Raw genomic sequence first — 23,254 nt, forward strand, 5'->3', positions numbered from 1 at the left:
AAACGCCTGCTGCTTTTTTTATAAACCGTTGGCTTAAAAAGTATTGCACTATTTCAAGCCATCCTCCCCTTTGATTTCACTCACTTGTAATCCGCCAATGCGTGGTAACGGTCGACCACTATCGGTTACAGCGACGGCCACCAGGATCTCGTCAGCCGCTGGAGCATCGGTGACACGCGCCTCAACAGCATCGAAATGACTTCGCACATAGGCAGCGTCTTTATGGCCGAGCGGAACATCAATCGGCGTACCAGGGCCACCGCGCTTTTTAGATGAAGGCACTAAGGCAGCGCCTTTTTCTACAGCTTTGCGCAGGGGCGCACCGAGTTTGGGATGCAAAATCGCGGCTGCGTGTTCAAGCTCGCCGCGCTCGCCCACAATGGCCGCCTTGCCATAACTTTGTGCCTCATGCGGTTTAATCCCCAGTGCCTGAACGCAGCGCTCCCCAAGCAACTCCCCGAGCATCGCGCCCGCGTCCATCAGCATGCTCAAGTCTTGCTCATAGCGTCCTGCAAACGGATTCTGGATCACAGCAACTGCCACCGCTCGACGGGTGGGTGGGGAGATTGTCTGCCCCATTTCAATATGCGTCTCGTCCACACTCACGGTAATTTTTCTGATGACTATGCCTGACATAACGCTTCTTCTCCCATGCTCTGAACAATCTGACTAACGGAGACCACCTGGGACTGACACACCAGAACCACTGACTGCAAAATGCCTGCATCAACATAGTTCTGTGCGACGGCTTTACCACGCGCCAAGGCGACTGCAACTTTTTCAGGGGCCAGACGAGGTACACCTACTGTCACAAGATGATCACCCAAGTCAGTGTCATCTGACAAGAGGTTAGCGGGCCGACGGACAATCAATTCATCTTCAACATCCACTGCATTGGCAATCATCGTGGCACCCGCATCGGCCAACGCCGAACTTTCTGCAAACACAGTGACGCTATCGGCTATACCAAGTGAGTGGCTGCGGCCAGCCCAACCACTGGTCGCCACTCCCCCAATGCCTGTGTCAGCAACAATCGTTGCCATCGCATCCAGCGCTGGCAGGCGCGCCTGCATGATGACGGGCAATACACTGGTCAGATCGCTGAATAAGCCCAATCGAAGTCTGGTGTTAGCGGTCAAGTGCAAGGCGATGTCACCGCCATTGTTGACCCAGGCACGATCGATACCGCTACGCTGGTAGGGCGCTAGGATGTGCTGCGCTACTGAGCCAGCCACCGCTGCCATCGGGGTAATGAAATCCCGATGGGCGAACGGTCGGCATGCTAGCCACATACGCTTGGCCACGGGACCAATCATCGGGTTGGGACGAGAAGGATCCACCGGCTGACGCAAAAGGACCAATTCGGTTACCAGAGTTGGCAGCACTTCTTTAAACAGTCTCTGGGCCTCTTCATGAGCTGCTTGTACCGCTATCGGGTCTCCTTCAGCCTGAACGATGAGGTCGATGGGCCCATGCTGCATATGCAAACGGTTGCCTGGCAATGTTTCAAACATAGGGCCCATGGACGCAGTTCCTATCCGAGCATTGGCGGTTGACCAATCGGCCAGGGATGCGTCGGTGCGATCGACTGCCAGACCCGTGCTTGAGGAGCGCCGTCCGTATGCCAGCATCCGGTGCGAAGCACTGACTCCATGGATCTAACGTAATCCATATGCCCGCCGAGCGCCTGGTAGTCTGACAGTCGCATGGTGAATTCGATAGGCGCCACAATCGCTGGCGTGGGAACCGTCCCGAAACTGTTGTCTGGCATTCCGAGCACATCCGCCATGACGGTAATACCACCGCCTGGCCAAACGTAGGCTGGTGCACCGCCACAGGTGACATTGACCAAGGCCTGCTTGATTGACCGAGTCAAACCAATCGGATTGACAGTAACACCGGCGCGCAGACTGCCGCCAGCTCCACCTAAAAACAGGACCGAAACAAGCGAGGGCTCGCAGTTCTCGCCGATACGATCGACGATTTTTCTGACATCGGCAGGCATGTCTTCTTCGACCGGCTGTAATGCTTCATTCAAGCGATACCAGCTCGCATGCTCACCCGTGGTGGAAGTCATCAGCAACCGCAGACCAGGCCAAGCCTGCTCCGGATCCCAGCGCTCAATAATGGATAACGGATCAGCAATGTCCGTCCCGCCCCAACCGATGCCCGGGTTAGCCACTTGGAAGTAACGTCCCGGCGTAGAGCGTCGACCACGCATGACAATGCCAGAACGAGGCATATCTAGACATCTACCGGCTTGATGTTCGGTCAGCACACCGGTGATGTGATCATCGACCACCACCACCTCGTCAACCAGCCCATGAAACTGTTGCGCAAAGATACCAATGGCTGCGGACCCACAACCGACCCGCATGCGCTGCTCGGGCACGCCATTGACAATTGGCGCCTGACCGGCCTGAATAATCAGGTGCGAACCACCATCAATCGCCAACTCGACGGCCTGCTTATTGCCTAGAGCCGCCATCATATTCATGGTGACTTTACCTTCTTTTTTACTGCCACCCGTTAAGTGATGAACGCCGCCAAGCGACAACATTTGTGAACCGTATTCGGCAGTGGTGACGTGACCGACCACTTCACCTTCGCAGCGCACATTGGCTTGTTCTGGTCCGAGGTACCGATCAGTATCAATCTTGATTTTGAAGCTGCAGTAACTAAAGATCCCCTCGGTGACAACGGTGACCGTATCCACACCCTCATGCTGTGAACTCACAATAAAAGGTGCAGGCTTGTAATCCGGATAAGTGGAAGAGCAACCAATGCCGGTAACGAAAGCCTTGTTCGCGTGCAGCAGATCACCGTCCCAGCCCTCAGGGTTTTGCGCATCGGTTTGCACAAACGCGACCGGCTTGTTTTGCTCGGAGGCATCGACTGACTGTCTTAAAAAAACAATGGGATCAACTCGAATGAGATGACCATCCTGATTCGCATAACGATCACAGGCGCCGGTTCTGCCCTCGCTTATCTTGCAAAGAACGGGACAAGCATTGCATTCGACTTTCCCGAGGGATTTCAAGCCGGTGGCTGCCGGTTCCGAGGCTTGAGCCGCATTGGTTGGCAAGCCTTCTTCTGGTAACCCATCCGTTTTTGTGTGTTCCATACGTACTCGCTCACCCTGACGTGAATTGTTTGCGTGAAACAGATTGAAATTCTCGTGACTTTTATGTAGCATTTACTACATAATGTTGTAATTACTAAATGCGTATAACGACTTTAATGCAAGCATTCGCCAAAAGCAACAGATTTCCATCAACCCTGCCAACCCGATCGCCGAGGCCCACATGAGCGCATTCAACAATGAAAAAGTACTGACTGTTCACCACTGGACTGACCGGCTTTTCTCCTTCACCACCACCAGAGATCCCTCGCTTCGATTTAGCAACGGGCATTTCACGATGATCGGCTTGAGAGTTGAGGGCAAACCCTTATTACGCGCCTACAGCATCGTGAGCGCCAACTATGAGGAGCACTTGGAGTTTCTGAGCATCAAGGTACCGGATGGCCCCTTGACATCACGCTTGCAACACATCGAGGTTGGTGACGAAATCGTGGTGGGACGCAAACCGACGGGAACACTACTAATTGATTACCTACTGCCGGGCAAGCGGCTTTATCTGCTGAGTTCGGGCACCGGACTAGCACCGTTCATGAGCGTTATCCGTGACCCTGAGACATACGAAAAGTTCTCCGAAGTGATCCTGATTCACAGCGTACGAGAGGTCAAGGAACTCGCCTACCATGATTACATTACCAAGGAACTACCCGAACACGAGTTTCTCGGGGATCTGATTAAAACTCAACTCAAGTACTACCCTACCGTGACCCGTGAAGCATTCCATCAACAGGGGCGAATTACCGACCTGATTGAGAATGGGAAGCTTTTTTCCGACCTCAAGGTCCCGCCCCTAGATCCCGAACATGACAGGGGCATGATCTGTGGCAGCCCAGCGATGTTGCGCGATCTAAAACAAATGCTCGAGCACAGAGGCTTCAAGGAAGGCAATACCTCCACACCCGGCGATTTTGTGATAGAACGAGCTTTTGCAGATCAATGATCACACACAATGACTCAAGCGAAAAACCCCAAAGCAACCAGTAAAGCGGCGGTGGGTAACAAGCCGCTAAGCGCCCGCGCACGATCGGCTCAGCTGACTCGCGACAGTGTGCTCAAAGCCGCCATAAAAGTGTTTGCCAAGTACGGGCTCAATGGTGGCAGCATCGAGAAAATCTCAAGTGCCGCCAAGTCACACGATCGGATGATCTACTACTATTTCGGTAACAAGGAGGGTCTGTTTGTCGCCGTCCTTGAGGAAACCTACCGACGATTTAACGAGGCAGAGGCCAAAGTTGAGATCGACCCCAAAGATCCGGTATTGAGCCTTAAAAAGCTTGTGGAGTTCATCGTCAATTACTACCACGATCATCCCGAATTCGTGATCATCCTCAACAGCGAAAACCTTCATCGAGGCAAGCACATTGCCAAATCCGAACTCGCTCAAGAGTACTCATCAAAAGCGATCAGCGTATTTAGCGAAGTTCTGTTAGCCGGACAGAAAAAGGGTGTTTTCCGTGACGATTTAAGCCCCAGAGATCTGTACATGATGGTTGCCGCCATGGGGTATTTTTATCAATCGAACCGTTACACCCTATCGGCATTTCTTGGGGAAAAGCTGGAAAAAACCGAGACCTTCTCGGCTTGGGAACAGTTTGTTATGGATGCCGTGCTACGCACGGTCACAACCAAATAGGAGACACAAGAACATGGCAGAGGTCGCTGCAGCAGACAAGTCAGGCAAAGTAGTCATCCAGAACGTGGGGCTGATGCTGTCGGGGGATTTGGATAACCCCATCCTGTCAGCAGATACAGTCGTTGTGCAAGATGGCATCATCACCGCGGTTGGTCGCCACAAGGACTGTGATACCAGTCACGCCAAAACCGTGATCGATGCAAAAGGCGTTTGCCTGGCACCAGGTTTAATCGACAGCCACGTACATCCTGTGTTTGGTGACTGGACGCCACGACAAAACCAGCTCGGCTGGATTGAGTCCAACCTGCATGGCGGGGTAACCACCATGATTTCCGCCGGTGAAGTCCATTTGCCAGGTCGTCCCAAAGACATTGTGGGCCTCAAAGCGCTGGCCATCACTGCTCAGCGAGCGTTTGACAACTTTCGACCCGCTGGGGTGAAAGTGCTGGCCGGTGCGCCTGTCATCGAAAAGGGAATGACCGAAGATGATTTCCGGGAATTGGCTCACGCCGGCGTGAGCCTGCTCGGTGAGGTTGGTCTGGGCTCAGTCAAGGCTGGCGAAGAAGCACAAAAAATGGTTGCATGGGCACGCAAGTACGGCATCCAGAGCACCATTCACACCGGTGGCCCTTCCATACCTGGCTCAGGTCTGATCGATAAAGACGTGGTGCTTGAAGCCGATGCAGACATCATTGGCCACATTAACGGTGGACATACGTCCTTGCCCGAAGCCCATGTATGCGAACTTTGTGAGCGTTCAAGCCGTGGCATCGAAATCGTGCATAACGGCAATGAGAAAGTCGCCATCGCAGCAGCCAAGGCAGCACTCGAACTGAAATGCCCACACCGGGTGATTCTGGGCACCGATGCGCCTGCAGGGTCTGGCGTACAGCCACTGGGCATGCTGCGGTTAATCGCCATGCTCTCGAGCATGGGCAATATTCCAGCCGAACTCGTGTTTTGTTTTGCAACCGGCAATACCGCTCGCATGAGAAACCTCAACAGCGGTTTGATCGAGATCGGGCGTGCAGCAGACTTCGTGTTCATGGATCGCGCTCAGCACACCGCAGGTAAGTCCCTGCTTGAGAGTGTCGAGCTCGGAGATATTCCAGGTATTGGCATGGTGATGATTGATGGCATCGTGCGCTGCGCTCGAAGCCGTAACACACCGCCTGCAACTGAAATTCCGGTCGTTGTTGGTCACCATTAATTATTAATCACCATTCATGCTGTCTGAAGTTGTTTGCTGGCGCTGCACCCTCATCCACTCATTGGAGATCGAATCAACATGTCACTCATCAAAATCCGTAAACGTGCCCTCACCATAGAAACCACCTACCACGAAGGCGGTCCAGTTTCTGACAAGCCGCTCAAACTAGCAGCTGCAACTGCCGTCATAGAAAACCCGTACGCCGGGCGCTATGAGCCAGATCTAATGCCATTCATGAAGGAGTTACGAACCCTTGGCACTATGTTGGCAACTGAACTAGTTGATACCCTAGGCAAAGATAACATTGAGGTTTACAGCAAGGGCGCCATCGTCGGTATTAACGGTGAACTCGAACACGGCGCCGTTTGGCATGAGGCGGGTGGTTGGGCCATGCGCGAATTGCTAGGTAACCCCAAAGCGATTGTGCCCTCGTCCAAGGCAGTAGCCTCAGCCGGTTACCGTCTGATGGTACCAGTGCACTACATCCACGCCTGTTACGTGCGCAGCCACTTCAATACGATTGAAATTGGCATCCAAGACTCGCCTCGCCCTAATGAAATTTTGTTCTCTCTGGTGATGGGTACAGGTGGCCGTGTGCATTCTCGTCTCGGCGGCCTCACCAAGGAAGAGGTCTCCGTGCACGACGGTCAGCGTTAAACCGGTTCGATATCAAAGCCATGGCGCTCAGTCGCCATGGCCAGAGCCTTTTGCAAGTTGGCGTCATCGGATGCGTAGATGTCAAACAGCACATCCCCTGGCCTGACCTCATCGCCAACGCCAACCTGTAAGTAAACACCAGCTGCTTTATCAATCGGTGCCCCAGCCTGTCGCGCGATGCCCGAGATGACCTGACCATTAATGCCGCAGATAACGCCAGCCTCACGACTTTTGACGCTAGCTCGCTGAACCTTACTCCAGTCGATCGGCTGCTGCCTGCCCTGCAAATCAATGATGCGGTTCAAACGCTCAAGTGCCTGGCCCGACTGCAATAATTCCTCGGCCCGTTCCCGACCTGCCTGATAAGTTCCGAGCGCCGGGTCAAACGCTAGAATCTGCCCTGCAAAAAACAGCGCCTTCTCCAATAGGTCTGCAGGCGCCTGTGGGTCACTGGCAAGCGTCATCATCACATCCCGCGCCTCAAGGCCGGGACCAAGTCCGCGGCCAATCGGCAGATGGCCAGGCGTTGCAAACGCCTTGATCGTGAGGCCGAGCCCTGCCCCAACCCGCTCGAACAATTGCCCCAATTCCGTGGCCTGCTCGGCAGACTGCACCTTGCCGGTTGGCGAATACGGAATGTCGATGACCACGTGAGTCGCACCAGCACAGTATTTTTTTGAGAGGATCGACGCCACCGACCAGCGACGAGTGTCTAGACCCAGTGGGCGGGTAATTGCATTCATTGCATCGTCTAGCACCGAATGATTCAATCTGCCGTTCCAGGCGATACAACCATTGGTTGCCAGTGTCACTTGCCTGACTCTATCGCGGTCAAGATCGACTCTTGCCAACACCTCCATGGCATCAGCCGTACCAGCCGCTGAGGTAATTGCTCGCGACGAAGTCTTCGGAATTAACAAGCCATGTGCCGCCACAATCGGAATAACGATCATGGTCACGCGACTACCAGGCGTACCACCGAGCGAGTGTTTATCCACCACCATCGGCGTTGGCCATTGAATTCGTGGCATCAGCTCACAACGGGCCTGAGCAATGGCAGATAATTCCTCATCCCCAAGCTGATTGCAACACTCAATCAAAAACGCATTGATCTGTGCAGGTGACAGCTCACCAGAATTGATGCGCTCAAGGGCTTCGCTAATTTCCGATCGACTCAGACTGTGGCCGCTTATTTTTTTTTGGTGCGTCCGATTGGTGTGCTCAGACAACCCTGTGACGTGCAGGATGACAGCAACAAATCGCTCGATGCCAATCTCAAGCGACTGATCGTTTTGAATGCGATAGGTTCTGATGTCTGACGGCAACTCACTTACTTGACGCGACAGCCGTTGCCGTATTTCTTCTTCCGTCTCTCGGCCTCGCTGCGCAATTCGTTTAGCCAACACATCGACAGGCGCAGTCACCTCGATGAAGACCAAGTTCGGTACCAAGCCTTTGAGTTGTGCTGCGACCGCGCGAGAACCATTGGCGATGATGTGCTTGCCGGCCTGCTGAGCGTCGAGCAAACTCTTTGGCAACCCATAGGCCAAGTCATGCGCGTGCCATGTAATGAGAAATTCTCCCTGAGTCTCGCGCTGCTCGAACTGCTCGACAGTACAACTGTCATAGTCCTCACCGGGTTTACCGGGCGGCCGGGTAATGACTCGTCTGGCAAATACGAAGGCTTCAGATGGCAATCGCTGCCGAGCGCCATCCATGAGACTGTCCTTGCCGGCCCCGCTGGGGCCGACAACATAGAAGAAATAACCCGGGCTCATCTTCAAGCGCTATTCATCTAGCCCAATGTCCACTGCAGGTGCTGCCTGGGTGATTTTGCTGGTAGAAATGAAATCAACACCCGTCAATGCCACTTCGCGAATCGTCTTGATATTGATGCCACCGGAGGCCTCAACTTTGGCTGCACCATTGACAGTTTTAACGGCCGTGCGCATGTCTTCGAGTGACATGTTGTCAAGCATGATCACATCAGCGCCAGCAGCTAGTGCTTCGGCCACCTGATCTAGACGATCGCACTCTACTTCAATCTTGGTCAAAGCAGGCAGATGCTGTCTGACACGCTCAACCGCCTTGCCAATACTGCCAGCGATGGCGATATGGTTGTCTTTGAGCATGACACCATTATCAAGACCAAGCCGATGATTCAAGCCACCACCGCACGTCACAGCATGCTTTTCGAGCATGCGCAGGCCAGGCGTGGTCTTGCGGGTATCGAGCAAGCGCGCCTTGGTGCCTTCCAATTCCTTGCAGTAACGGGCTGTCTCTGAAGCAATGCCACAGAGTCGCTGCAAAATGTTCAATGCCGGCCTTTCGGCTGTCACAATGCTACGTGATGGACCCGATACGGTCAGCAACTTATCTCCTTTATTTAGGTGCTGCCCATCTTTGACCAACACAGTCACTTTCAGACGGTCGTCATACCGAGTGAAGACGCGCTCAGCAACTTTAATACCAGCGACAATCATCGGTTCACGCGCAACCATATGAAACGTACTGATGGCATCTTCGTCGAGCATCAGCTGGGCAGTGAGATCAAACTGACCAATGTCTTCGTGCAGCCAAAAATCAATCAGCCGATCGGCTTGAAATGAGTCGTACATTGCTAGGTTCCTTTGCGAGAAAGTTGGTCTTGTGATGTGGAAATTGAATAGGTCAGTTTCTGCCGAACGATGATGGCAAGCATGAGCAAACAACCCGCCACTGAAACCCAGCCAGAGCCGGCCAAGGCCAGCACGATGCCAATCAGTAAGGCTATCCGGGGCACTCGCTGCAAAGTCCCCATCATGTATCGTTCATTCACGCCTGCCAATGCATAGCAGGCCACTAAAGTGATCAGGAAGCTCTTGAGAATCTGCAGGACACCATCGTTTAGCAGTAGCGCCGGTGTATCGAGAAATAGCAGCGGGATGATAAACGCCACAATGCCGATTCGACATGCCTTAACCGCGATCGTCATGGGGTTCGCACCCGAGATCGAGGCAGCCGCAAAGGCTGCCACCGCCACCGGAGGCGTGATGGCCGAAATGGCTGCAAAGTAGACAATGAACAAATGGGCCGACAGCACATCACTTCCCAGTGACACGAGCGCAGGCGCTGCCAGAACGGCTGACAGGGCATAAACCGCTGGTACCGGCATCCCCATGCCCAACACGACAATCACGACAACCGCAGTGATCACTGTCAGGAAATAACTACCGCTTGCCAGCGCGAACATGGCTGAGCTGATCTTGCCAGTCAAATCAGTCATGGACAGTGTGCCAATCACCAACCCTGCCACTGCACACGCTACCCCGACTGTCACGATCCGCTCCACACCCTCACTCAGTCCTTCGCCAAGCTGCTTGGGCAATGACAGGATAGGTCTTGATTTCCAGAGCATCACGGGCACAATTGCCAGACAAGCGAGCGCGCCGGCAAATGAGGGACGGTTTAACGCCAGCACTGCCCAGGCAATCGTGATCAACGGAATCAGATATGGCCAATAGTGACGCAGCACATTGCCTACCGACGAGATAGAGACGTCATGGCCAGGCATTAGATTGTGCTTGGCGGCGTGGTTGTGAATCGAAAAATATACGCAAAAGTAATAAAAGAACGCTGGCAAGACAGCAGCGATCACGATTGAACTATAGGCAATACCGGTGAAATCACTCATCAAAAATGCTGCCGAACCCATAACGGGTGGCAAAATTGACCCGCCAGTCGAGGCGGCGGCCTCAATGGCCGAGGCACGAGTCTTGGTGTAACCGGTCTTGACCATCAATGGAATGGTGAACGATCCCGTGGTCACAACATCAGCAGTTGGTGATCCCGATACCGACCCATACAGCGCTGATGACACCACGGCTACTTTGGCTGTTCCGCCAACTTTGCGGCCGACCAGTGCATTAGCGAATTTATAAAAAAAATCTCCCCCGCCGAACTTGTCAAACAGCGCACCAAACATCACAAACACAAATACCAGGAAGGCTGCCACCTCCAGTGCAGGCCCAAACAATCCGTTCGGGGTAAAAACCAGGTGATCCACCATCTCTGGCAGACTCATGCCACGGTGAGCAAACGGACCATCAATTTTGTCACCAAGAAATCCGTAAGCTAAAAACAACGTCACCAAGATAACCAGCGTCATGCCGATGCAACGACGCGTTGCCTCGAGCACCAGCAAAATCAGCAGGATCGAAACCCCGATATCCATGGTGGTGAGCGGATCGAGCACAGGCAGTCTTTGGCTCAAACGCTCAAACGAATAGATCATGTATCCACAGCCAGCCAGACTCAACGTAACCAACAGGCCCGAAAAAATCGAGGTGCTCCTGGGCCGATAGACATTGCCGGTCTGATGCAAGAAAGCAAGTCCAAGCACAGTGCCTAAGAACAAGTACAACGCAATGAAAGGCTCAACATAAACCCCTGCTGCAATTGCCATGAACAAAACTGCCGCCGACAGGCTGATCACGCGGCTGATCGTTCGGGCAACTGGTCCGAGCGTTCGGGACTGACCCGGACCGATGTACTTGATAAACGAAATGGCTGACATTAGCGACTTGTCCTTAGCTTTCGAGCACCCGTAGAACTTCTGGCTGGCAAAGCCGCCCGACTTACTTCAGCACCCCGGCGGCTTTATAAGCTGACATAGCACCCGGATGCAGGGCAATCGGGGATGTCTGTGGCAAGGCATCCTTGGATAAACGCTTTAGCGTAGCGTGGGCGTTTTGAAGGAAATCGAAGTTCTTCAGCATGGCACCAACAATGTCGCCTGCTTCCTGGTTTGACATTGCGGTCGATGCCACCAGAATCACCTTGCCGCGAATCGTATTGACCTGGTTGGGCTGAAAGTCATAAGTATTGGCTGGAATAGAAATGCTCTCGGTACCGAGCTCTTCATTAAGCTTTTTGATGGCCTCGGCACTTAACCCAATCATGGTGAACTTGGTATCACGTGCGGCATTCAGAATATGACGTGCTGGGAATGCGAGCATGTTGATAATCACATCAGCCTGGCCGTTTTTCATGAGCTCAAGACCCTGGTTGTATGAGCCATAGGTCACACGGCCACCCCAGCTTTCAATGTCCTTGACTGTGATGCCGTAAGCTGCAAGCACAGCCTCACCGGTAATCGACATGAGAGTGCCACGCTGGTTCAGCGAAACTCGAACCGACATTTTTTTAGCTTTGATCTGAGCCAGATCGGTTATGCCTGAACTCTGAGTGGCCAGAATTTGCACAGCGGCTTCAGGATCAATCAGCGCAATCGCGCGGATATCGGTTAACGGTTTTTTGAACGGCTCCAGTCCTTTTTGAGCAATCAACGCCATCTGGGCATGAGCAATGCCTAGTTGCACTTTGCCCTCAGAGGTCAAGACCAGGTTACTGGTCTCACGCCCTGGTTCATACGTAAACGCGGAACCCGGATATTGTGTCTTGATAGTTTCGCCGATCGCTGTGCCGATTGCGCTCCATGCGCCACCGACCGAGCCGCCCGCCAACGTGATGTTGTAAGGACCACCGGCTTGCGCAATCGGTGATTGCGCCAAACCAACTACCAGTGCTGCTGAAAAAATTCCTGCATATCGCTTGATGTTCATAATCGCGGCTCCCTTGAAAAGTGCTTGCCTGATGAATCAAACTTCGTCTGGTTTTAGCGAAATGTAGTAAACACTACAAACACTATGACACTATCCTAGACGTTGTCGCGTCAAAGGACAACAAGTTTTTTCACTTGCGGGCAAGAGTCAGGGGAAACCACTATATGTGGACTGCATCAATCTGAAGCATTGACCGCACCAATGGAGCGCAAGCCATGCTTTTTTCTTTATTGGCTATCGGGCAATAGTGGTTGCCATACGATTTCCAACTCTTGGTTCATCGAAGACGCCAAACCATCGAGATCGGGACGAAGCGATGCATGCGTGACGTTCATTCGATAAAGTTCGCGCATGGCTTCCCTGCGCATCTGCTTACTCAGAATCAACTGAACCAGCAGTGGTTCATCATCTGTTGCGTATTGGTCCAGTAGCTTGTCAATTGGCAAATGAATCTGCCCAGGCACCACAAACAAGCCCGACTGAGCAATCAACCGGTGATCCATTTCGTTGGGCTCGCCAAACCATATGACGGGGAACTCGTTACTCAGAAAATATTTCTCAAGATTTTCTTCAGATCGCGGGTTAATGGCTGCTCTAGTCAGTGAGGGGTCGAACAATGGGTTACGTCTCCAGAGTGCAGGCGTGTTTAACGCGTACACTACCGCATCGCCAGTAGCTGACTCAAGCGCAAAAAAAGCGGCCACAAAGGGTGACTTGGTGAAATCCAGCAAACGCGTGGCTGCACCATGATGCTGCATGATTGCCATGCATCGAAACGTGTTTTCCAAAGCGCTCGGATCATGAATATGTACATGGGCCTTGCGCTTAAAAACCCGTATCGTTCTCTGCTCGCGTAGCGCCCATCCATCTTGAGGCTCATTGAGTTGTCGCAGGCGACGAGCAAGGGAGCTGTATAACGGCATATTCGCAAATGGTTGCCCTCGAAACGCCCACTGATCAAATTTGATAATTTCATGAAGAAACTGTGACCAGCTACTGATTTGCGTGACATTCATGCCTTGAATCCTTTGATACAACAAACTACAAAGCCAGACGTGTCAGCCATGACCATGCACTGACGACCAGACCATATAGTAGTCAGACAGATCGATCTGTCACTTGAGTCGAGATTTCACAAAGTCTGCTATCTCAGCAATCGCTTCCGATAAATGTCCCTGCAAAACAGTAAAGTTCTCGTTGCGCTCACGAGTCGCCTCATTCATGTACAACGGCCGCTTCACTTCAACTTGCAGACTGTGCTGATTAAGGCTTGGCTTGCCAAGATCAGCAAGCACAGCAACACCCTTGTATGGATCGTTGCGCGCAACCGTATAGCCATGTCGGCGCAGGCTTTGCTCCACCACTTCAATAAACTCGGGCTCACAGGTTGTGCCGTCCCGATCTCCAAGCACGAAGTCCGCTAGCACCTTGTCTTTGCCTAGCCCTAATCGCTCATAGGCATTGACTGGCATAGAGTGAAGATTCAGATGCCATACTCCACCGAACTGTGCACGAGCTCGATCAAAGGCGCCGGATAACGCAGATCGATACGGTTGCCAGTAGTTTTGAATACGATGTTGAACTGCTGCTACCGAGAGCTTTTTTGTATAGATGGGGTTTGACGCATCCATTTTTTTCCAGACCAGCCCATAACCGAGACGGGTTTTCTCGGAAGGGCTTAAAGGATCTGGCCACTGACCGTCGAGCAACTCGGGATCAATATCGTCAACGGCACGATTGGGGTCGATGTAAGTGCGCGGGAAATTGGCGCTGATCAGGGTACCCCCCACCTTCGGTACATCTGACCACAGCACATGAACATCGGTATCTTCGCCACTACGTAGCAAGGCAAAGGGAACCTCATACTCAAAATCTTCGGGGTAGTTGATCCCACTATGCGGCGAATCGCAGACCAGCGGCAATGCAGATACCTCTGGGTAAAGAATCGTTGCTGCAGTCGATGTCAACATAAGCATTCCCACTTTTTTTATTAGACAAGTAAAAAATTATTTAGATGAATTATCTGTCAAATTCTACCTAATGCGCATCCTGGATCGAAACAGCTGGGATGGCGCCAGCAGCCGAGGCCGATCGGTGTCTTTTTAGCCAGGTTCAATTCTACGTTGGCTTATAAGATCACTTGCAAAAATGGGCCGCTAACTCGGTAGCCAATTGCCTGATCTTTAGGATTACTCTATGAATTCCGCTATCGCTTTTATTCCCTGGAGATGAGATGTTTAGTCACGTAATGGTCGGAGCAAACGATTTGGAGGCCTCAAGAAAATTCTACGATGCTGTCTTGGGGACTTTGGGAATCACACCCGGTGTATTGAATCGTGACACCCGCTATTTCTACAGAACACCGACGGGCGTGTTCTCTTTTACGTTGCCACTAGACGGAAAGACCGCCACCCCACCAAATGGCGGCACGATCGGATTTGCTGCAAAGTCGGCGACAGAGGTCGACGCATTTCACGCCGCAGGCGTTGCCAATGGTGGCGTCAGTTGTGAAGACCCTCCAGGCTATCGCGAGGGTCCCGCAGGGAAACTGTATCTTGCTTATTTACGTGACCCGATCGGCAACAAGATTTGCGCGTTGTTTAGAGAACCTGCTTGAAGACTTGGAGATGATACAAAGGCTATGCAGTCAAGCTGCACAGCCTTGTATTGCATTGCACTTATGTTTTTGCTCCCTCTGCCTTGCTGAGTGCTGCGGTTGGATCCGCTGAGAGATCAGCCTTTAAAAAATCCGGTGACTCTGGCAGAGCGATGACCACATTGTTGGCATTCATTACCTGAACTTTCAGGTTGCGTGCCTTGATGCCAAGCACATGACCGCCGTGCTGATGGTCATGGCTAAGCAAGTGCAGGTGATAGCCCGGAACGTTAAGCGTCTTAGCGTAGGCAGGTGACCAAAACCCCATCAATGTGCCTTCGCAATCGTTTAAGGTAAATTCAGCCTGATGGCTAGTCGCAGTCACCAGATCCTCGCCGGGATTGGCCTTGCAGGCAACCCGGTAGTGGATCTGGTCAAACTGTCCATCAATGCGAAACGCAACAAAAAGGTTTTGTGAGTCGCGCATGGCATCAAGTTGCGACAGCAGGTCATCCCAGCTCTCTACGGCTGCCAGTGTTTCAGTCTTGTCAGCCTCAAAGGTGGTGCATGCCCAAAATGGTGCAGTGGCGCTGTCGTCGGGTTTAACCACAGAGCCATCTGACAGAGCCTGCCAGACTTCGCCTTCAAGCATCAAGCCTTCACCGTCCAGTGAATCATAGGTACCCAACCCGAAGTTGCCGTGGGTTTTGACGTCACCCACGGTAACGCAGCCTTGATAGACGCCTTGCACCAATGCCGTCGAGGTGGAAACCTGATAGATCGTATGGTGTTCCACTCCGAGTGCTTGCGCAAGCGCACGCTGAATGGTGTGATCGATGCTCTCACCAGTTCTCTCACAATGGGCTTTTAACTGCGCGACTATTGACTGCGGCAGATTGACGCCTAACGAACTGAAACCGGGTAATTTATGGTTATCCATGGCTAGTTTGCCCATCTTTAGTTCAGATAAGACTGAATCACGTCCTGCATTAGTCGCTGATTCAGGCTGTAATCAACCGGCACATTGATCAGCACTGGCACATCAGACTTGAAGGCCTCTTCAAACACTCCAGCCAATTGATCGGCTGAGGTGATCTCGTAGCCCTTACAGCCAAACGCCTCGGCAAATTTGACCACATCATAGTTACCCAAGTTAACGCCGGCAGTTTCGCCATAATGGGCCTGTTCTTGGAATGCCACCATGTCATACGAGTGGCTGTTCCAAATTACATGCACGAATTTCACACCCTCGCGAACTGCTGTTTCAAGTTCGGTTGCGGTAAACAAAAACCCACCATCGCCCGATACCGACAAGACCCGTTGATTCGGATAAAGCATGCTTAAGGCAATTGCCCATGGAACTGAGACGCCAAGCGTTTGCTGGCCGTTGCTGACCAGTAATTGTCTGGCATCGTCACTTGCACAATAGCGATTGGTCCAGATGTAGTTCGAACCGACGTCGAGCGCAACATGGGTGTCATGAGTGATTTGCTTTTGAATTTCACGCACCAAACGGATGGGCTGCACCGGGAATTTATCCATCACATCGCCTTCAGCGAGCGTTTGCAGAATCTCACCGCGAGCTGCTTGAGCCGCCGCCAAGTAATCTGGCGAGATGTTGACCTTAAGAGAAGGGGTGATGTTTTCCAATGAAGAGGCAACGTCACCCACAAGCTCTACGCTGGGTAAAAACGCATTGTCCTGATCAGAGGCGATGACATCGACTGCGATGATGGGTCGCTTGATGCCGGTGTTCCAGATCGAGGGGTCATACTCAATGGGGTCGTAACCGATGGTCAACACACAATCAGCTTGATCGAGCAGTTTGTCAGCCGGTTGATTGCGAAACAAACCTATACGGCCGGCATAAGTGGCGCCAGACTTATTCGCAAGCCAGGCACCCGCGCCCTGAAAGGTAGAAATGTATGGGATGCCGGATTTCTTGAAAAACTCAATCAAGGCATCACGATAAGCAGCCAAGGACGATTGCATTCCCAGAATGGCCACTGGCTTGCTGCTAGCGTTCAGTAATGCAACACCTTGGTCTACGCACGCCTTGGCAGCCGATCCTTGAGGCCAGCTCTGTCCCCAATTGGCGTCTGTATCACCCGCAAAGTCTGCTAAGCCGATGTCTTTGGGTAGCGACACAAAAGCAGCACCGGGACGACCGCTTTCTGCCGTTCGAATGGCGTTGCCAATCACTTCAGCCAAAGACTCCGTGCTCACAATCTCCGCCGAGAACTTGGTGGCGGCTTTCATCAGTGAGGTTGCGTCCAGTGACTGGTGGGTTTTTTTCAGGCGCTCATCAAGCGGCACTTCACCGCCGATCGCCAGCACGGGATCGCCTTCGCTGGTCGCAGTGGCCAAGCCGGTGGTTAGGTTGGTCACGCCAGGCCCAGAAGTAGCCAGGCAAACGCCCACTTTGCCGGTCAGGCGTCCAAAGGCCGCTGCCATGAAGGCGGCATTTTGCTCGTGGCGACACAACACCAGCTTGATTTTGGAGTGCTTAAGCGCCACAAACAAGCTGTCAATCTTGGCGCCGGGTACGCCAAACGCGTGCGTGACACCGTGGTTCTCGAGAATCTTGACGATCGCATTAGCGCAGTTTTTGGTGTTGTTTGGCTCAGTCATTCCGTGTTTACCTTGTGATCAAACATGAATAAATTCTGACAGCTGCAAATCACAAAAGCGATAGCAATTGAACTAGCACATTTGTCAGACGTTTTAAGAGATGATCGATCATCAAACATATGGAAAAAAACTCGGTGATCGCTACTCTTAGTTTTCGCGCTACGCATCGTACTCTCTTTTTAAAAAAATAATCACAAAGTAAAACTATGCCAGTCGATGCCTCATACATAGTCAACTGCGCCAATGGGCGCGGTCGCATCGCCAACTTAGAACAAGATCGCGGATGTTTGGAATTGATTCTTATCTGGACCTTTGCGCCCGGACTTATCGCGCCCCACTCACAAGCATTGCTAAGGAATTTAATCTAAATATTAATTAGTTTATTGAGAGTCTATGAGAGGTCCGTGCCGAGTCATTCGGTAATGTATTGAAACGGGTAGGCGAAGGCAGCGATCGTAGCTAATCGTTACGCCACTGGTTCAGCTCAAGAATGGCTATACCTCTCGTGTAACCGTGATTTACGATGACTATCTTAAGGAGACCTCCATGTGCATTTCATGTAACACCAAATCTGTGTTTACTGGCGAGACCGTCGCATCCCCTGCAAGGCGGAGTTGGCTGAAAGCGGCCAGCGCTGTTTCTCTGGCTGCACCGCTTTCTCTCGGTGCAACCGCCGCTTTCGCGAGCTCCCCTCCCAAGCCTGCCAATGTGCTGACGCCTGACCAGGCACTTGAGCGCTTGATGCAGGGCAACGAGCGCTACGTCTCAGGCAAGACCGAGCCAGTGAACTTTGCCAAAACACGGGCAGCACTGGCTGGCGGGCAAAACCCCTACGCTTGCCTGGTCAGTTGTGCCGACTCCAGAATTGGGCCGGAATATGCATTTGATGAGGGGCGCGGGGATCTATTTGTCACGCGCGTGGCTGGCAATTTTGTGAACACGGATATTTTGGCGAGCCTCGAATACGGTACGGCTGTTTTAGGCGCCCCTTTGGTTATGGTGCTCGGGCATACCAGCTGCGGCGCTATTGATGCGACTGTAAAGGCGGTTACTCAGAACGCAAGCTATCCAGGCCATATTCAAGCGTTAACGACTGCGCTGTCACCCGCTGTGCGTCAGAGCCAGGCTGCTGGCGCCAAAGACCTGGTGATGGCCGCGACGCTTGAGAATGTTCGCCTAAATGTCCTTCAGTTGCAGCAATCAAACCCGATTCTGGCTGAACGGGTATCCATGGGTCAACTGAAAGTAGTGGGAGGCCTCTATCACCTGGACACCGGTAAGGTTGAGATGGTGGTTTAGGCATTAGGACTTCTGTTATTTGCGGTTCGAACTAGGTAATTATTGTTGGACAGAGGAACAACCCAACCGCAGAGGCAGCGTGGGAGGATAGAATCCACCAACTGAACCACTGAACTTGATCTGACATACAGGCACCGCAAACTGGGGGACTGTCAGGTCAAGTCGCGACTACAACAGAATAGTCAGCCGCAATTGACAGCAACGGTCACCGCAATCGAAGGCTGTACTGATGAGTTCGCAACCAAAGATGGTGTAACAGTCACATCGGCATAAGTAGCCTGGGCTGTCCAATGTTTCATGCTCTCAATCGTCTGTGCGCTCAATACGCCAACCGCGGTTCCACCGATGCTTACACTATGCCTAACTTCTAAATTAGACTCATAAATAATACGATAAATTATTTAGTGATCTATTTATGGTACAAGTTTTCTTTATGATCTGATTAAATCGTGATATCGTTATCTATAAATGAATCATTAATTTATTTAATGAATTATTAATAGAACAAATTGGATATCAATGGCAAAGCCGACTAGTCGATCCTATTCCCGCTACGGACTTCAAGCTGCCCAACTGCTTGGGCTTTTAATTCATGAAGCGCGCACAGGTCGCGGGCTCACCGTCGAAGAGGTGGCCGAGCGTGCTGGCATTTCGCGCGGTCTGGTTCACAGGATCGAACGCGGCGAAATGGGATGCTCCATCGGTGCCGCCTTTGAGTTGGCCGCCATTGTCGGTGTGCCACTTTTTGATGAGCAGCCCTCCTCTCTGGCTCAGCATATTGCAACGACACAAAACAGACTCATGCTTTTGCCCAAGCGGGTGCGCAAAAGAACAAAGGCAGTAAAGGATGACTTCTGACACCGCTGATCGCGAGGCTTACGTCTGGGTATGGCTGCCTGGCGCAACATCGCCGGTTGTCGCTGGTCGAATTGCCCGCGATGGCGACACCTACGTATTTAACTATGGTCGCAGCTACTTGGCACTTGAGGGCGCGATCCCTCTGTACCTACCAGAACTGCCACTGCGTCCTGGCGCCATTACCCCTGAGCCAGGCCTGACCATGGCCGGGTGCTTACGCGATGCTGCGCCCGACGCTTGGGGGCGGCGGGTGATCCTGAACAGGGCCTTTGGCGTCGGGGACCGAATTAAAGGTGAAGTCGGCGATATCGGCGCCATCGACGAGCTAACCTACTTGCTTGAGTCCGGTTCAGACCGCATCGGTGCTTTGGATTTCCAGAGGTCACCAACAACGTATATTCCTCGCACACCCAGGCCTGCGACACTGGAGGAATTACTTAACGCAGCAGAGAAAGTCGAACAAGGCATACCCCTGTCGGCTGACCTAGATCGAGCACTGTTTCACGGCACTTCGCTCGGTGGTGCTCGACCCAAAGCCATGATTGAGGATGGCGATAAGAAGCTCATCGCGAAGTTTTCTTCTTCGTCAGACACCTACAACATCGTCAAGGCGGAGTTTATCGCCATGCGACTAGCGGCCAAGGCAGGGTTAGACGTCGCGCCGGTCAATTTAGTCCATGTGGCGGGCAAAGATGTGCTGATCATCGAACGGTTTGACCGCTTTCAGACCCATGAGGGCTGGCAGCGCAAGGCCATGGTCTCAGCACTCACGATGTTCGGACTCGACGAGATGATGGCCCGCTATGCCAGCTATGCCGATTTGACCGAAATTATCCGCCATCGTTTCGATCAACCAAAGCAAACACTGCGCGAACTGTTCGGGCGACTGGTGTTTAACATCCTGTGCGGCAACACAGACGACCATGCTCGCAATCATGCCGCCTTTTGGGATGGCAAGACGCTTCGTCTGACGCCCGCCTATGACATCTGCCCGCAAAGCCGAGTTGGCAACGAGGCAAGCCAAGCCATGCTGATAACCGGCAACGACCGTAGTAGCAATTTGGCGACATGCTTGGCGGCAGCACCAAACTTTCTGCTAGACAAGCAGGCAGCGACCACCATTGTTCAGAATATGCTTGCAACGGTACGCGCCGAATGGCAAGCAACCTGCGATGAGGCAAACCTATCGGCCATCGAGCGCAACCTACTCTGGGAACGGGTATTTCTGAACCCGTGCATTTTTGAGGGCCATGAGGGTCATGAGGGGCGTTAGGGCGTTCATCCCCTAATGGCTGCTTGGGCACTAGGGGCAGCCCCTACCGCGATACAGCACGATTACCGCAGACGCCATCGCTTGGCCATCGCAGGCACTGAACCATCCATGGGCAAATCCGGACAACCTCGGCACATGGTCATTTGATCTCTTTACAAATTCAGAGTTGAACTCTGGATTTGTAAATGTTATGGTCTACATATGATTCCACGACATCTACAGACCGAACTGAAAACTCAACTGTCGGAATACCCAATCGTGACAGTGCTTGGTCCACGTCAGGCCGGCAAAACCACACTGACACGAGCCGTATTGCCAGAGTATGCCTACGTCAGTCTCGAAAATCCTGACATGAGACAACTGGCTACGGAAGACCCCCGTGCATTTTTAAAACAATATCCAAATCGCGTTATTCTTGACGAAATCCAGCGAGCGCCAGAGCTGCTGAGTTACATACAGGGCATAGTTGATGAGAACCGGACTAACGGCCAGTTTGTCCTGACAGGATCCCACCAATTACAACTGCGCGAATCCATCAGTCAGTCGCTCGCAGGTCGCACAGGTGTTCTTCACTTGCTGCCGTTGACCATTGCCGAATTATCCGAGGCAGGAATCTATCTCGACGATGTGTATCACTATCTCTTTCAGGGTTTCTTACCTCGGGTCTATGACCAAAATCAACGACCACACATCGCTTACGGCAATTACTTCCAAACCTACGTGGAGCGAGATGTAAGACAGCTAATCAAGCTCAAAGATGTGGTGCTATTCGAAAAGTTCATGAAACTCTTGGCGGGAAGGGTCGGGCAGATCATAAATTATCAGTCGCTCGCCAACGACACGGGTGTTGACGGCATGACCATTAAATCGTGGCTTTCCATCTTGGAGGCGTCTTACGTCGTGTTTCGCTTACCCCCCTATTTTGAAAACTTTGGCAAGCGTATTATCAAAACACCAAAAATCTATTTCACCGACACGGGGCTACTTTGCTACCTGCTTGGCATTGAGCGTGTGGAGCAGCTTTCACGCGACCCGCTCATTGGGAATGTGTTTGAAAACCTAGTCATCCTAGAGGCTTTGAAGACTAGGTATAACGCAGGTCTATCGGCCAACCTGTATTTCTATCGGGATAACCAAGGCCATGAAATCGATCTGCTGTGTCCCCGGGGACATGAGCTGTTGGGCGTTGAAATCAAGTCGGCAAGCACTTGGAACAGCAGCTTTAAAAAAGCTTTGGAGATTTTCAATCAAAAAGTGCATCCGTTAAGCAAACGAACCGTGGTCTACAACGGCCAAACCATCGATTTCAGCGATGGCTCGACGGCCAGGTCGTACAAGGAAATGGCGATGGTAGTGGATAGCAGCGGACGCTAAAAAGCCTCAGCGAAGTTACCGCTTGAGAGTCTTGGCTCTATGCGGTTGGGATGCTGTAATCAACAGAGTTTGATGAGTGCTCATCCCCCCTTTATGGGGTAGAGCCGAGCCAAAGCACCCCGATAGGCGCATGTTTGCTGGATACTTGGCGGACAGAGGGGGATTCGAACCCCCGATACGCTTTGAACGTATACACGCTTTCCAGGCGTGCGCCTTCAACCACTCGGCCACCTGTCCTGTCTGAACCGGAGAAGAACATCCCCGATGACATAAGCGCTGAAGTTTAACAGACCTGGCGACTCAAAAAGCTGTGACGTTCAATTCGACATCACTTAAACGCCATCATCCGCTGCACGTAGCGCGCAATCGTATCGACCTCAAGGTTGACCGCGGCTTCAGGCTTCAGATGCTTAAGCGTGGTCACCTCGACCGTGTGCGGAATGAGGTTGATGCTAAATTCTGTACCGTCTTGCTTGTCCGTCACCCGGTTAACCGTCAAACTCACACCATTGACCGTAATCGAGCCCTTGTAGGCGAGATACATACCGAGCGCTTTGGGGGCGGTGATGACCAACTCCCACGACTCCCCGACTGGCTCAAATCGCTTCACAGTGCCGAGGCCATCCACATGACCAGATACCAGATGACCACCTATCTGATCACCGATGCGTAATGATTTCTCAAGATTGACTGGGCCAGGCTTGTCTAGCCCAGTGGTCTTGTTCAAACTCTCGCGCGACACATCGACAGTGAAGTGCTGGTCATCCGGCATCGAGGTCACCGTCATACATGCACCCTGAATTGCGATTGAATCACCCAAGCCGACATCGGCCAGGCTCAGGTCATTGGCGTGAATCAACAAACGCACACCACTCTTGTCATCATGAGCGATCGGTTCAACAGACTCGATTTGACCTGTGGTGGCGACTATCCCGGTAAACATGATCTGCCCTACTGTTGGTTGATGGTCTTTGTTGATTG

General features: G+C 52.3%; 21 protein-coding genes and 1 tRNA gene. 9 read left to right on the forward strand and 13 right to left on the reverse strand.

What is annotated here, in order from left to right; translation table 11 throughout:
* Nucleotides 1–48: 48 nt before the first annotated feature.
* The 3 genes from DHf2319_RS11675 to DHf2319_RS11685 are packed head-to-tail and all read right to left on the reverse strand — an operon-like array spanning nt 49 to nt 3,124.
* Nucleotides 49–636 (reverse strand): amino acid synthesis family protein, encoded by a 588-nt coding sequence (locus DHf2319_RS11675; RefSeq protein ID WP_243478531.1) that lies wholly within the window; start codon nt 634–636, stop codon nt 49–51.
* Nucleotides 624–1,523, reverse strand: a complete 900-nt coding sequence (locus DHf2319_RS11680) for a UPF0280 family protein (RefSeq protein ID WP_243478532.1) — start codon at nt 1,521–1,523, stop codon at nt 624–626. The genes DHf2319_RS11675 and DHf2319_RS11680 overlap by 13 nt, the downstream gene beginning before the upstream one ends.
* Before the next feature lie 11 nt (nt 1,524–1,534).
* Nucleotides 1,535–3,124: a 6-hydroxynicotinate reductase gene (locus DHf2319_RS11685; protein ID WP_243478533.1), complete on the reverse strand. Its 1,590-nt coding sequence runs from the start codon at nt 3,122–3,124 to the stop codon at nt 1,535–1,537.
* A 181-nt stretch (nt 3,125–3,305) separates the two neighbouring features.
* Between DHf2319_RS11685 and DHf2319_RS11690 the strand changes: the two genes are divergently transcribed.
* The 4 genes from DHf2319_RS11690 to DHf2319_RS11705 all read left to right on the forward strand — a co-directional run bounded on the left by DHf2319_RS11690 (nt 3,306) and on the right by DHf2319_RS11705 (nt 6,639).
* Entirely contained in the window at nt 3,306–4,079 is a 774-nt protein-coding gene (locus tag DHf2319_RS11690) for a ferredoxin--NADP reductase (RefSeq protein ID WP_243478534.1), read from the forward strand.
* 9 nt (nt 4,080–4,088) lie between these two features.
* On the forward strand, nt 4,089–4,772 hold the full coding sequence (locus tag DHf2319_RS11695; protein ID WP_243478535.1) for a TetR/AcrR family transcriptional regulator: 684 nt from the start codon (nt 4,089–4,091) through the stop codon (nt 4,770–4,772).
* Nucleotides 4,773–4,785: 13 nt separating this feature from the next.
* The gene (locus DHf2319_RS11700; RefSeq protein WP_243478536.1) at nt 4,786–5,982 is read left to right on the forward strand and encodes an amidohydrolase family protein; all 1,197 of its coding nucleotides are present in this window, start codon (nt 4,786–4,788) and stop codon (nt 5,980–5,982) included.
* 78 nt (nt 5,983–6,060) lie between these two features.
* The gene (locus tag DHf2319_RS11705; RefSeq protein WP_243478537.1) at nt 6,061–6,639 is read left to right on the forward strand and encodes an amino acid synthesis family protein; all 579 of its coding nucleotides are present in this window, start codon (nt 6,061–6,063) and stop codon (nt 6,637–6,639) included.
* Here DHf2319_RS11705 and phnN read toward each other — a convergent pair.
* The 6 genes from phnN to DHf2319_RS11735 all read right to left on the reverse strand — a co-directional run bounded on the left by phnN (nt 6,636) and on the right by DHf2319_RS11735 (nt 14,218).
* Nucleotides 6,636–8,417 (reverse strand): phosphonate metabolism protein/1,5-bisphosphokinase (PRPP-forming) PhnN, encoded by a 1,782-nt coding sequence (phnN, locus tag DHf2319_RS11710; protein WP_243478538.1) that lies wholly within the window; start codon nt 8,415–8,417, stop codon nt 6,636–6,638. The two genes, DHf2319_RS11705 and phnN, sit on opposite strands and share 4 nt — an antisense overlap.
* Before the next feature lie 9 nt (nt 8,418–8,426).
* The gene (nadC, locus tag DHf2319_RS11715) at nt 8,427–9,257 is read right to left on the reverse strand and encodes a carboxylating nicotinate-nucleotide diphosphorylase (protein ID WP_243478539.1); all 831 of its coding nucleotides are present in this window, start codon (nt 9,255–9,257) and stop codon (nt 8,427–8,429) included.
* A 2-nt stretch (nt 9,258–9,259) separates the two neighbouring features.
* A complete protein-coding gene (locus tag DHf2319_RS11720; RefSeq protein ID WP_243478540.1) occupies nt 9,260–11,194 on the reverse strand; it encodes a TRAP transporter permease in 1,935 nt (644 codons plus the stop codon).
* A 61-nt stretch (nt 11,195–11,255) separates the two neighbouring features.
* Nucleotides 11,256–12,242 carry a TAXI family TRAP transporter solute-binding subunit gene (locus DHf2319_RS11725; protein WP_243478541.1) on the reverse strand — a complete coding sequence of 329 codons (987 nt, stop codon included), beginning with the start codon at nt 12,240–12,242 and terminating at the stop codon, nt 11,256–11,258.
* Nucleotides 12,243–12,469: 227 nt separating this feature from the next.
* Entirely contained in the window at nt 12,470–13,258 is a 789-nt protein-coding gene (locus DHf2319_RS11730) for an FRG domain-containing protein (RefSeq protein WP_243478542.1), read from the reverse strand.
* A 99-nt stretch (nt 13,259–13,357) separates the two neighbouring features.
* On the reverse strand, nt 13,358–14,218 hold the full coding sequence (locus tag DHf2319_RS11735) for an N-formylglutamate amidohydrolase (protein WP_369810192.1): 861 nt from the start codon (nt 14,216–14,218) through the stop codon (nt 13,358–13,360).
* Nucleotides 14,219–14,475: 257 nt separating this feature from the next.
* On the opposite strand from DHf2319_RS11735, the gene DHf2319_RS11740 reads away from it, so the two are divergent.
* The gene (locus tag DHf2319_RS11740) at nt 14,476–14,859 is read left to right on the forward strand and encodes a VOC family protein (RefSeq protein WP_243478544.1); all 384 of its coding nucleotides are present in this window, start codon (nt 14,476–14,478) and stop codon (nt 14,857–14,859) included.
* Nucleotides 14,860–14,920: 61 nt separating this feature from the next.
* On the opposite strand, the gene budA is transcribed toward DHf2319_RS11740, so the two are convergent.
* Nucleotides 14,921–15,778 carry an acetolactate decarboxylase gene (gene budA / locus DHf2319_RS11745; RefSeq protein ID WP_243478545.1) on the reverse strand — a complete coding sequence of 286 codons (858 nt, stop codon included), beginning with the start codon at nt 15,776–15,778 and terminating at the stop codon, nt 14,921–14,923.
* 17 nt (nt 15,779–15,795) lie between these two features.
* Complete coding sequence (gene alsS, locus DHf2319_RS11750; protein ID WP_243478546.1) at nt 15,796–17,469, reverse strand: acetolactate synthase AlsS; 1,674 nt, start codon at nt 17,467–17,469, stop codon at nt 15,796–15,798.
* Between the two features lie 546 nt (nt 17,470–18,015).
* On the opposite strand from alsS, the gene DHf2319_RS11755 reads away from it, so the two are divergent.
* The 4 genes from DHf2319_RS11755 (at nt 18,016) to DHf2319_RS11770 (ending at nt 22,273) form a co-directional block, all read left to right on the forward strand.
* Complete coding sequence (locus DHf2319_RS11755; protein WP_243478547.1) at nt 18,016–18,768, forward strand: carbonic anhydrase; 753 nt, start codon at nt 18,016–18,018, stop codon at nt 18,766–18,768.
* A 519-nt stretch (nt 18,769–19,287) separates the two neighbouring features.
* Nucleotides 19,288–19,626, forward strand: coding sequence for a helix-turn-helix transcriptional regulator (locus DHf2319_RS11760; protein ID WP_243478548.1), 339 nt, complete (start codon nt 19,288–19,290; stop codon nt 19,624–19,626).
* Nucleotides 19,616–20,899 (forward strand): type II toxin-antitoxin system HipA family toxin, encoded by a 1,284-nt coding sequence (locus DHf2319_RS11765; RefSeq protein WP_243478549.1) that lies wholly within the window; start codon nt 19,616–19,618, stop codon nt 20,897–20,899. Before DHf2319_RS11760 ends, DHf2319_RS11765 begins: the two co-directional genes overlap by 11 nt.
* Nucleotides 20,900–21,100: 201 nt before the next feature.
* On the forward strand, nt 21,101–22,273 hold the full coding sequence (locus DHf2319_RS11770) for an ATP-binding protein (protein ID WP_243478550.1): 1,173 nt from the start codon (nt 21,101–21,103) through the stop codon (nt 22,271–22,273).
* 146 nt (nt 22,274–22,419) lie between these two features.
* Here the strand turns inward: DHf2319_RS11770 and DHf2319_RS11775 are convergent.
* Together DHf2319_RS11775 and DHf2319_RS11780 are read right to left on the reverse strand one after the other, a co-directional pair.
* Nucleotides 22,420–22,510: transfer RNA gene (locus DHf2319_RS11775), tRNA-Ser, on the reverse strand.
* Nucleotides 22,511–22,601: 91 nt separating this feature from the next.
* A complete protein-coding gene (locus tag DHf2319_RS11780) occupies nt 22,602–23,216 on the reverse strand; it encodes a riboflavin synthase (protein WP_243478551.1) in 615 nt (204 codons plus the stop codon).
* Nucleotides 23,217–23,254 lie beyond the last annotated feature (38 nt).

This window comes from Orrella daihaiensis (assembly GCF_022811525.1).
GTDB classification, from domain to species: Bacteria; Pseudomonadota; Gammaproteobacteria; order Burkholderiales; family Burkholderiaceae_B; genus Algicoccus; species Algicoccus daihaiensis.

Excerpts from the sequence above, each read along its gene's own strand:
- DHf2319_RS11740 (WP_243478544.1), top strand. The coding sequence starts at position 14,476 with ATGTTTAGTCACGTAATGGTCGGAGCAAACGATTTGGAGGCCTCAAGA.
- budA (WP_243478545.1), bottom strand. The coding sequence starts at position 15,778 with ATGGATAACCATAAATTACCCGGTTTCAGTTCGTTAGGCGTCAATCTG.
- DHf2319_RS11780 (WP_243478551.1), bottom strand. The coding sequence starts at position 23,216 with ATGTTTACCGGGATAGTCGCCACCACAGGTCAAATCGAGTCTGTTGAA.
- DHf2319_RS11675 (WP_243478531.1), bottom strand. The coding sequence starts at position 636 with ATGTCAGGCATAGTCATCAGAAAAATTACCGTGAGTGTGGACGAGACG.
- phnN (WP_243478538.1), bottom strand. The coding sequence starts at position 8,417 with ATGAGCCCGGGTTATTTCTTCTATGTTGTCGGCCCCAGCGGGGCCGGC.
- DHf2319_RS11735 (WP_369810192.1), bottom strand. The coding sequence starts at position 14,218 with ATGCTTATGTTGACATCGACTGCAGCAACGATTCTTTACCCAGAGGTA.
- DHf2319_RS11700 (WP_243478536.1), top strand. The coding sequence starts at position 4,786 with ATGGCAGAGGTCGCTGCAGCAGACAAGTCAGGCAAAGTAGTCATCCAG.
- DHf2319_RS11725 (WP_243478541.1), bottom strand. The coding sequence starts at position 12,242 with ATGAACATCAAGCGATATGCAGGAATTTTTTCAGCAGCACTGGTAGTT.
- DHf2319_RS11760 (WP_243478548.1), top strand. The coding sequence starts at position 19,288 with ATGGCAAAGCCGACTAGTCGATCCTATTCCCGCTACGGACTTCAAGCT.
- alsS (WP_243478546.1), bottom strand. The coding sequence starts at position 17,469 with ATGACTGAGCCAAACAACACCAAAAACTGCGCTAATGCGATCGTCAAG.
- DHf2319_RS11765 (WP_243478549.1), top strand. The coding sequence starts at position 19,616 with ATGACTTCTGACACCGCTGATCGCGAGGCTTACGTCTGGGTATGGCTG.
- nadC (WP_243478539.1), bottom strand. The coding sequence starts at position 9,257 with ATGTACGACTCATTTCAAGCCGATCGGCTGATTGATTTTTGGCTGCAC.
- DHf2319_RS11705 (WP_243478537.1), top strand. The coding sequence starts at position 6,061 with ATGTCACTCATCAAAATCCGTAAACGTGCCCTCACCATAGAAACCACC.
- DHf2319_RS11685 (WP_243478533.1), bottom strand. The coding sequence starts at position 3,124 with ATGGAACACACAAAAACGGATGGGTTACCAGAAGAAGGCTTGCCAACC.
- DHf2319_RS11680 (WP_243478532.1), bottom strand. The coding sequence starts at position 1,523 with ATGGGCCCTATGTTTGAAACATTGCCAGGCAACCGTTTGCATATGCAG.
- DHf2319_RS11755 (WP_243478547.1), top strand. The coding sequence starts at position 18,016 with ATGTGCATTTCATGTAACACCAAATCTGTGTTTACTGGCGAGACCGTC.
- DHf2319_RS11720 (WP_243478540.1), bottom strand. The coding sequence starts at position 11,194 with ATGTCAGCCATTTCGTTTATCAAGTACATCGGTCCGGGTCAGTCCCGA.
- DHf2319_RS11690 (WP_243478534.1), top strand. The coding sequence starts at position 3,306 with ATGAGCGCATTCAACAATGAAAAAGTACTGACTGTTCACCACTGGACT.
- DHf2319_RS11730 (WP_243478542.1), bottom strand. The coding sequence starts at position 13,258 with ATGAATGTCACGCAAATCAGTAGCTGGTCACAGTTTCTTCATGAAATT.
- DHf2319_RS11695 (WP_243478535.1), top strand. The coding sequence starts at position 4,089 with ATGACTCAAGCGAAAAACCCCAAAGCAACCAGTAAAGCGGCGGTGGGT.
- DHf2319_RS11770 (WP_243478550.1), top strand. The coding sequence starts at position 21,101 with ATGATTCCACGACATCTACAGACCGAACTGAAAACTCAACTGTCGGAA.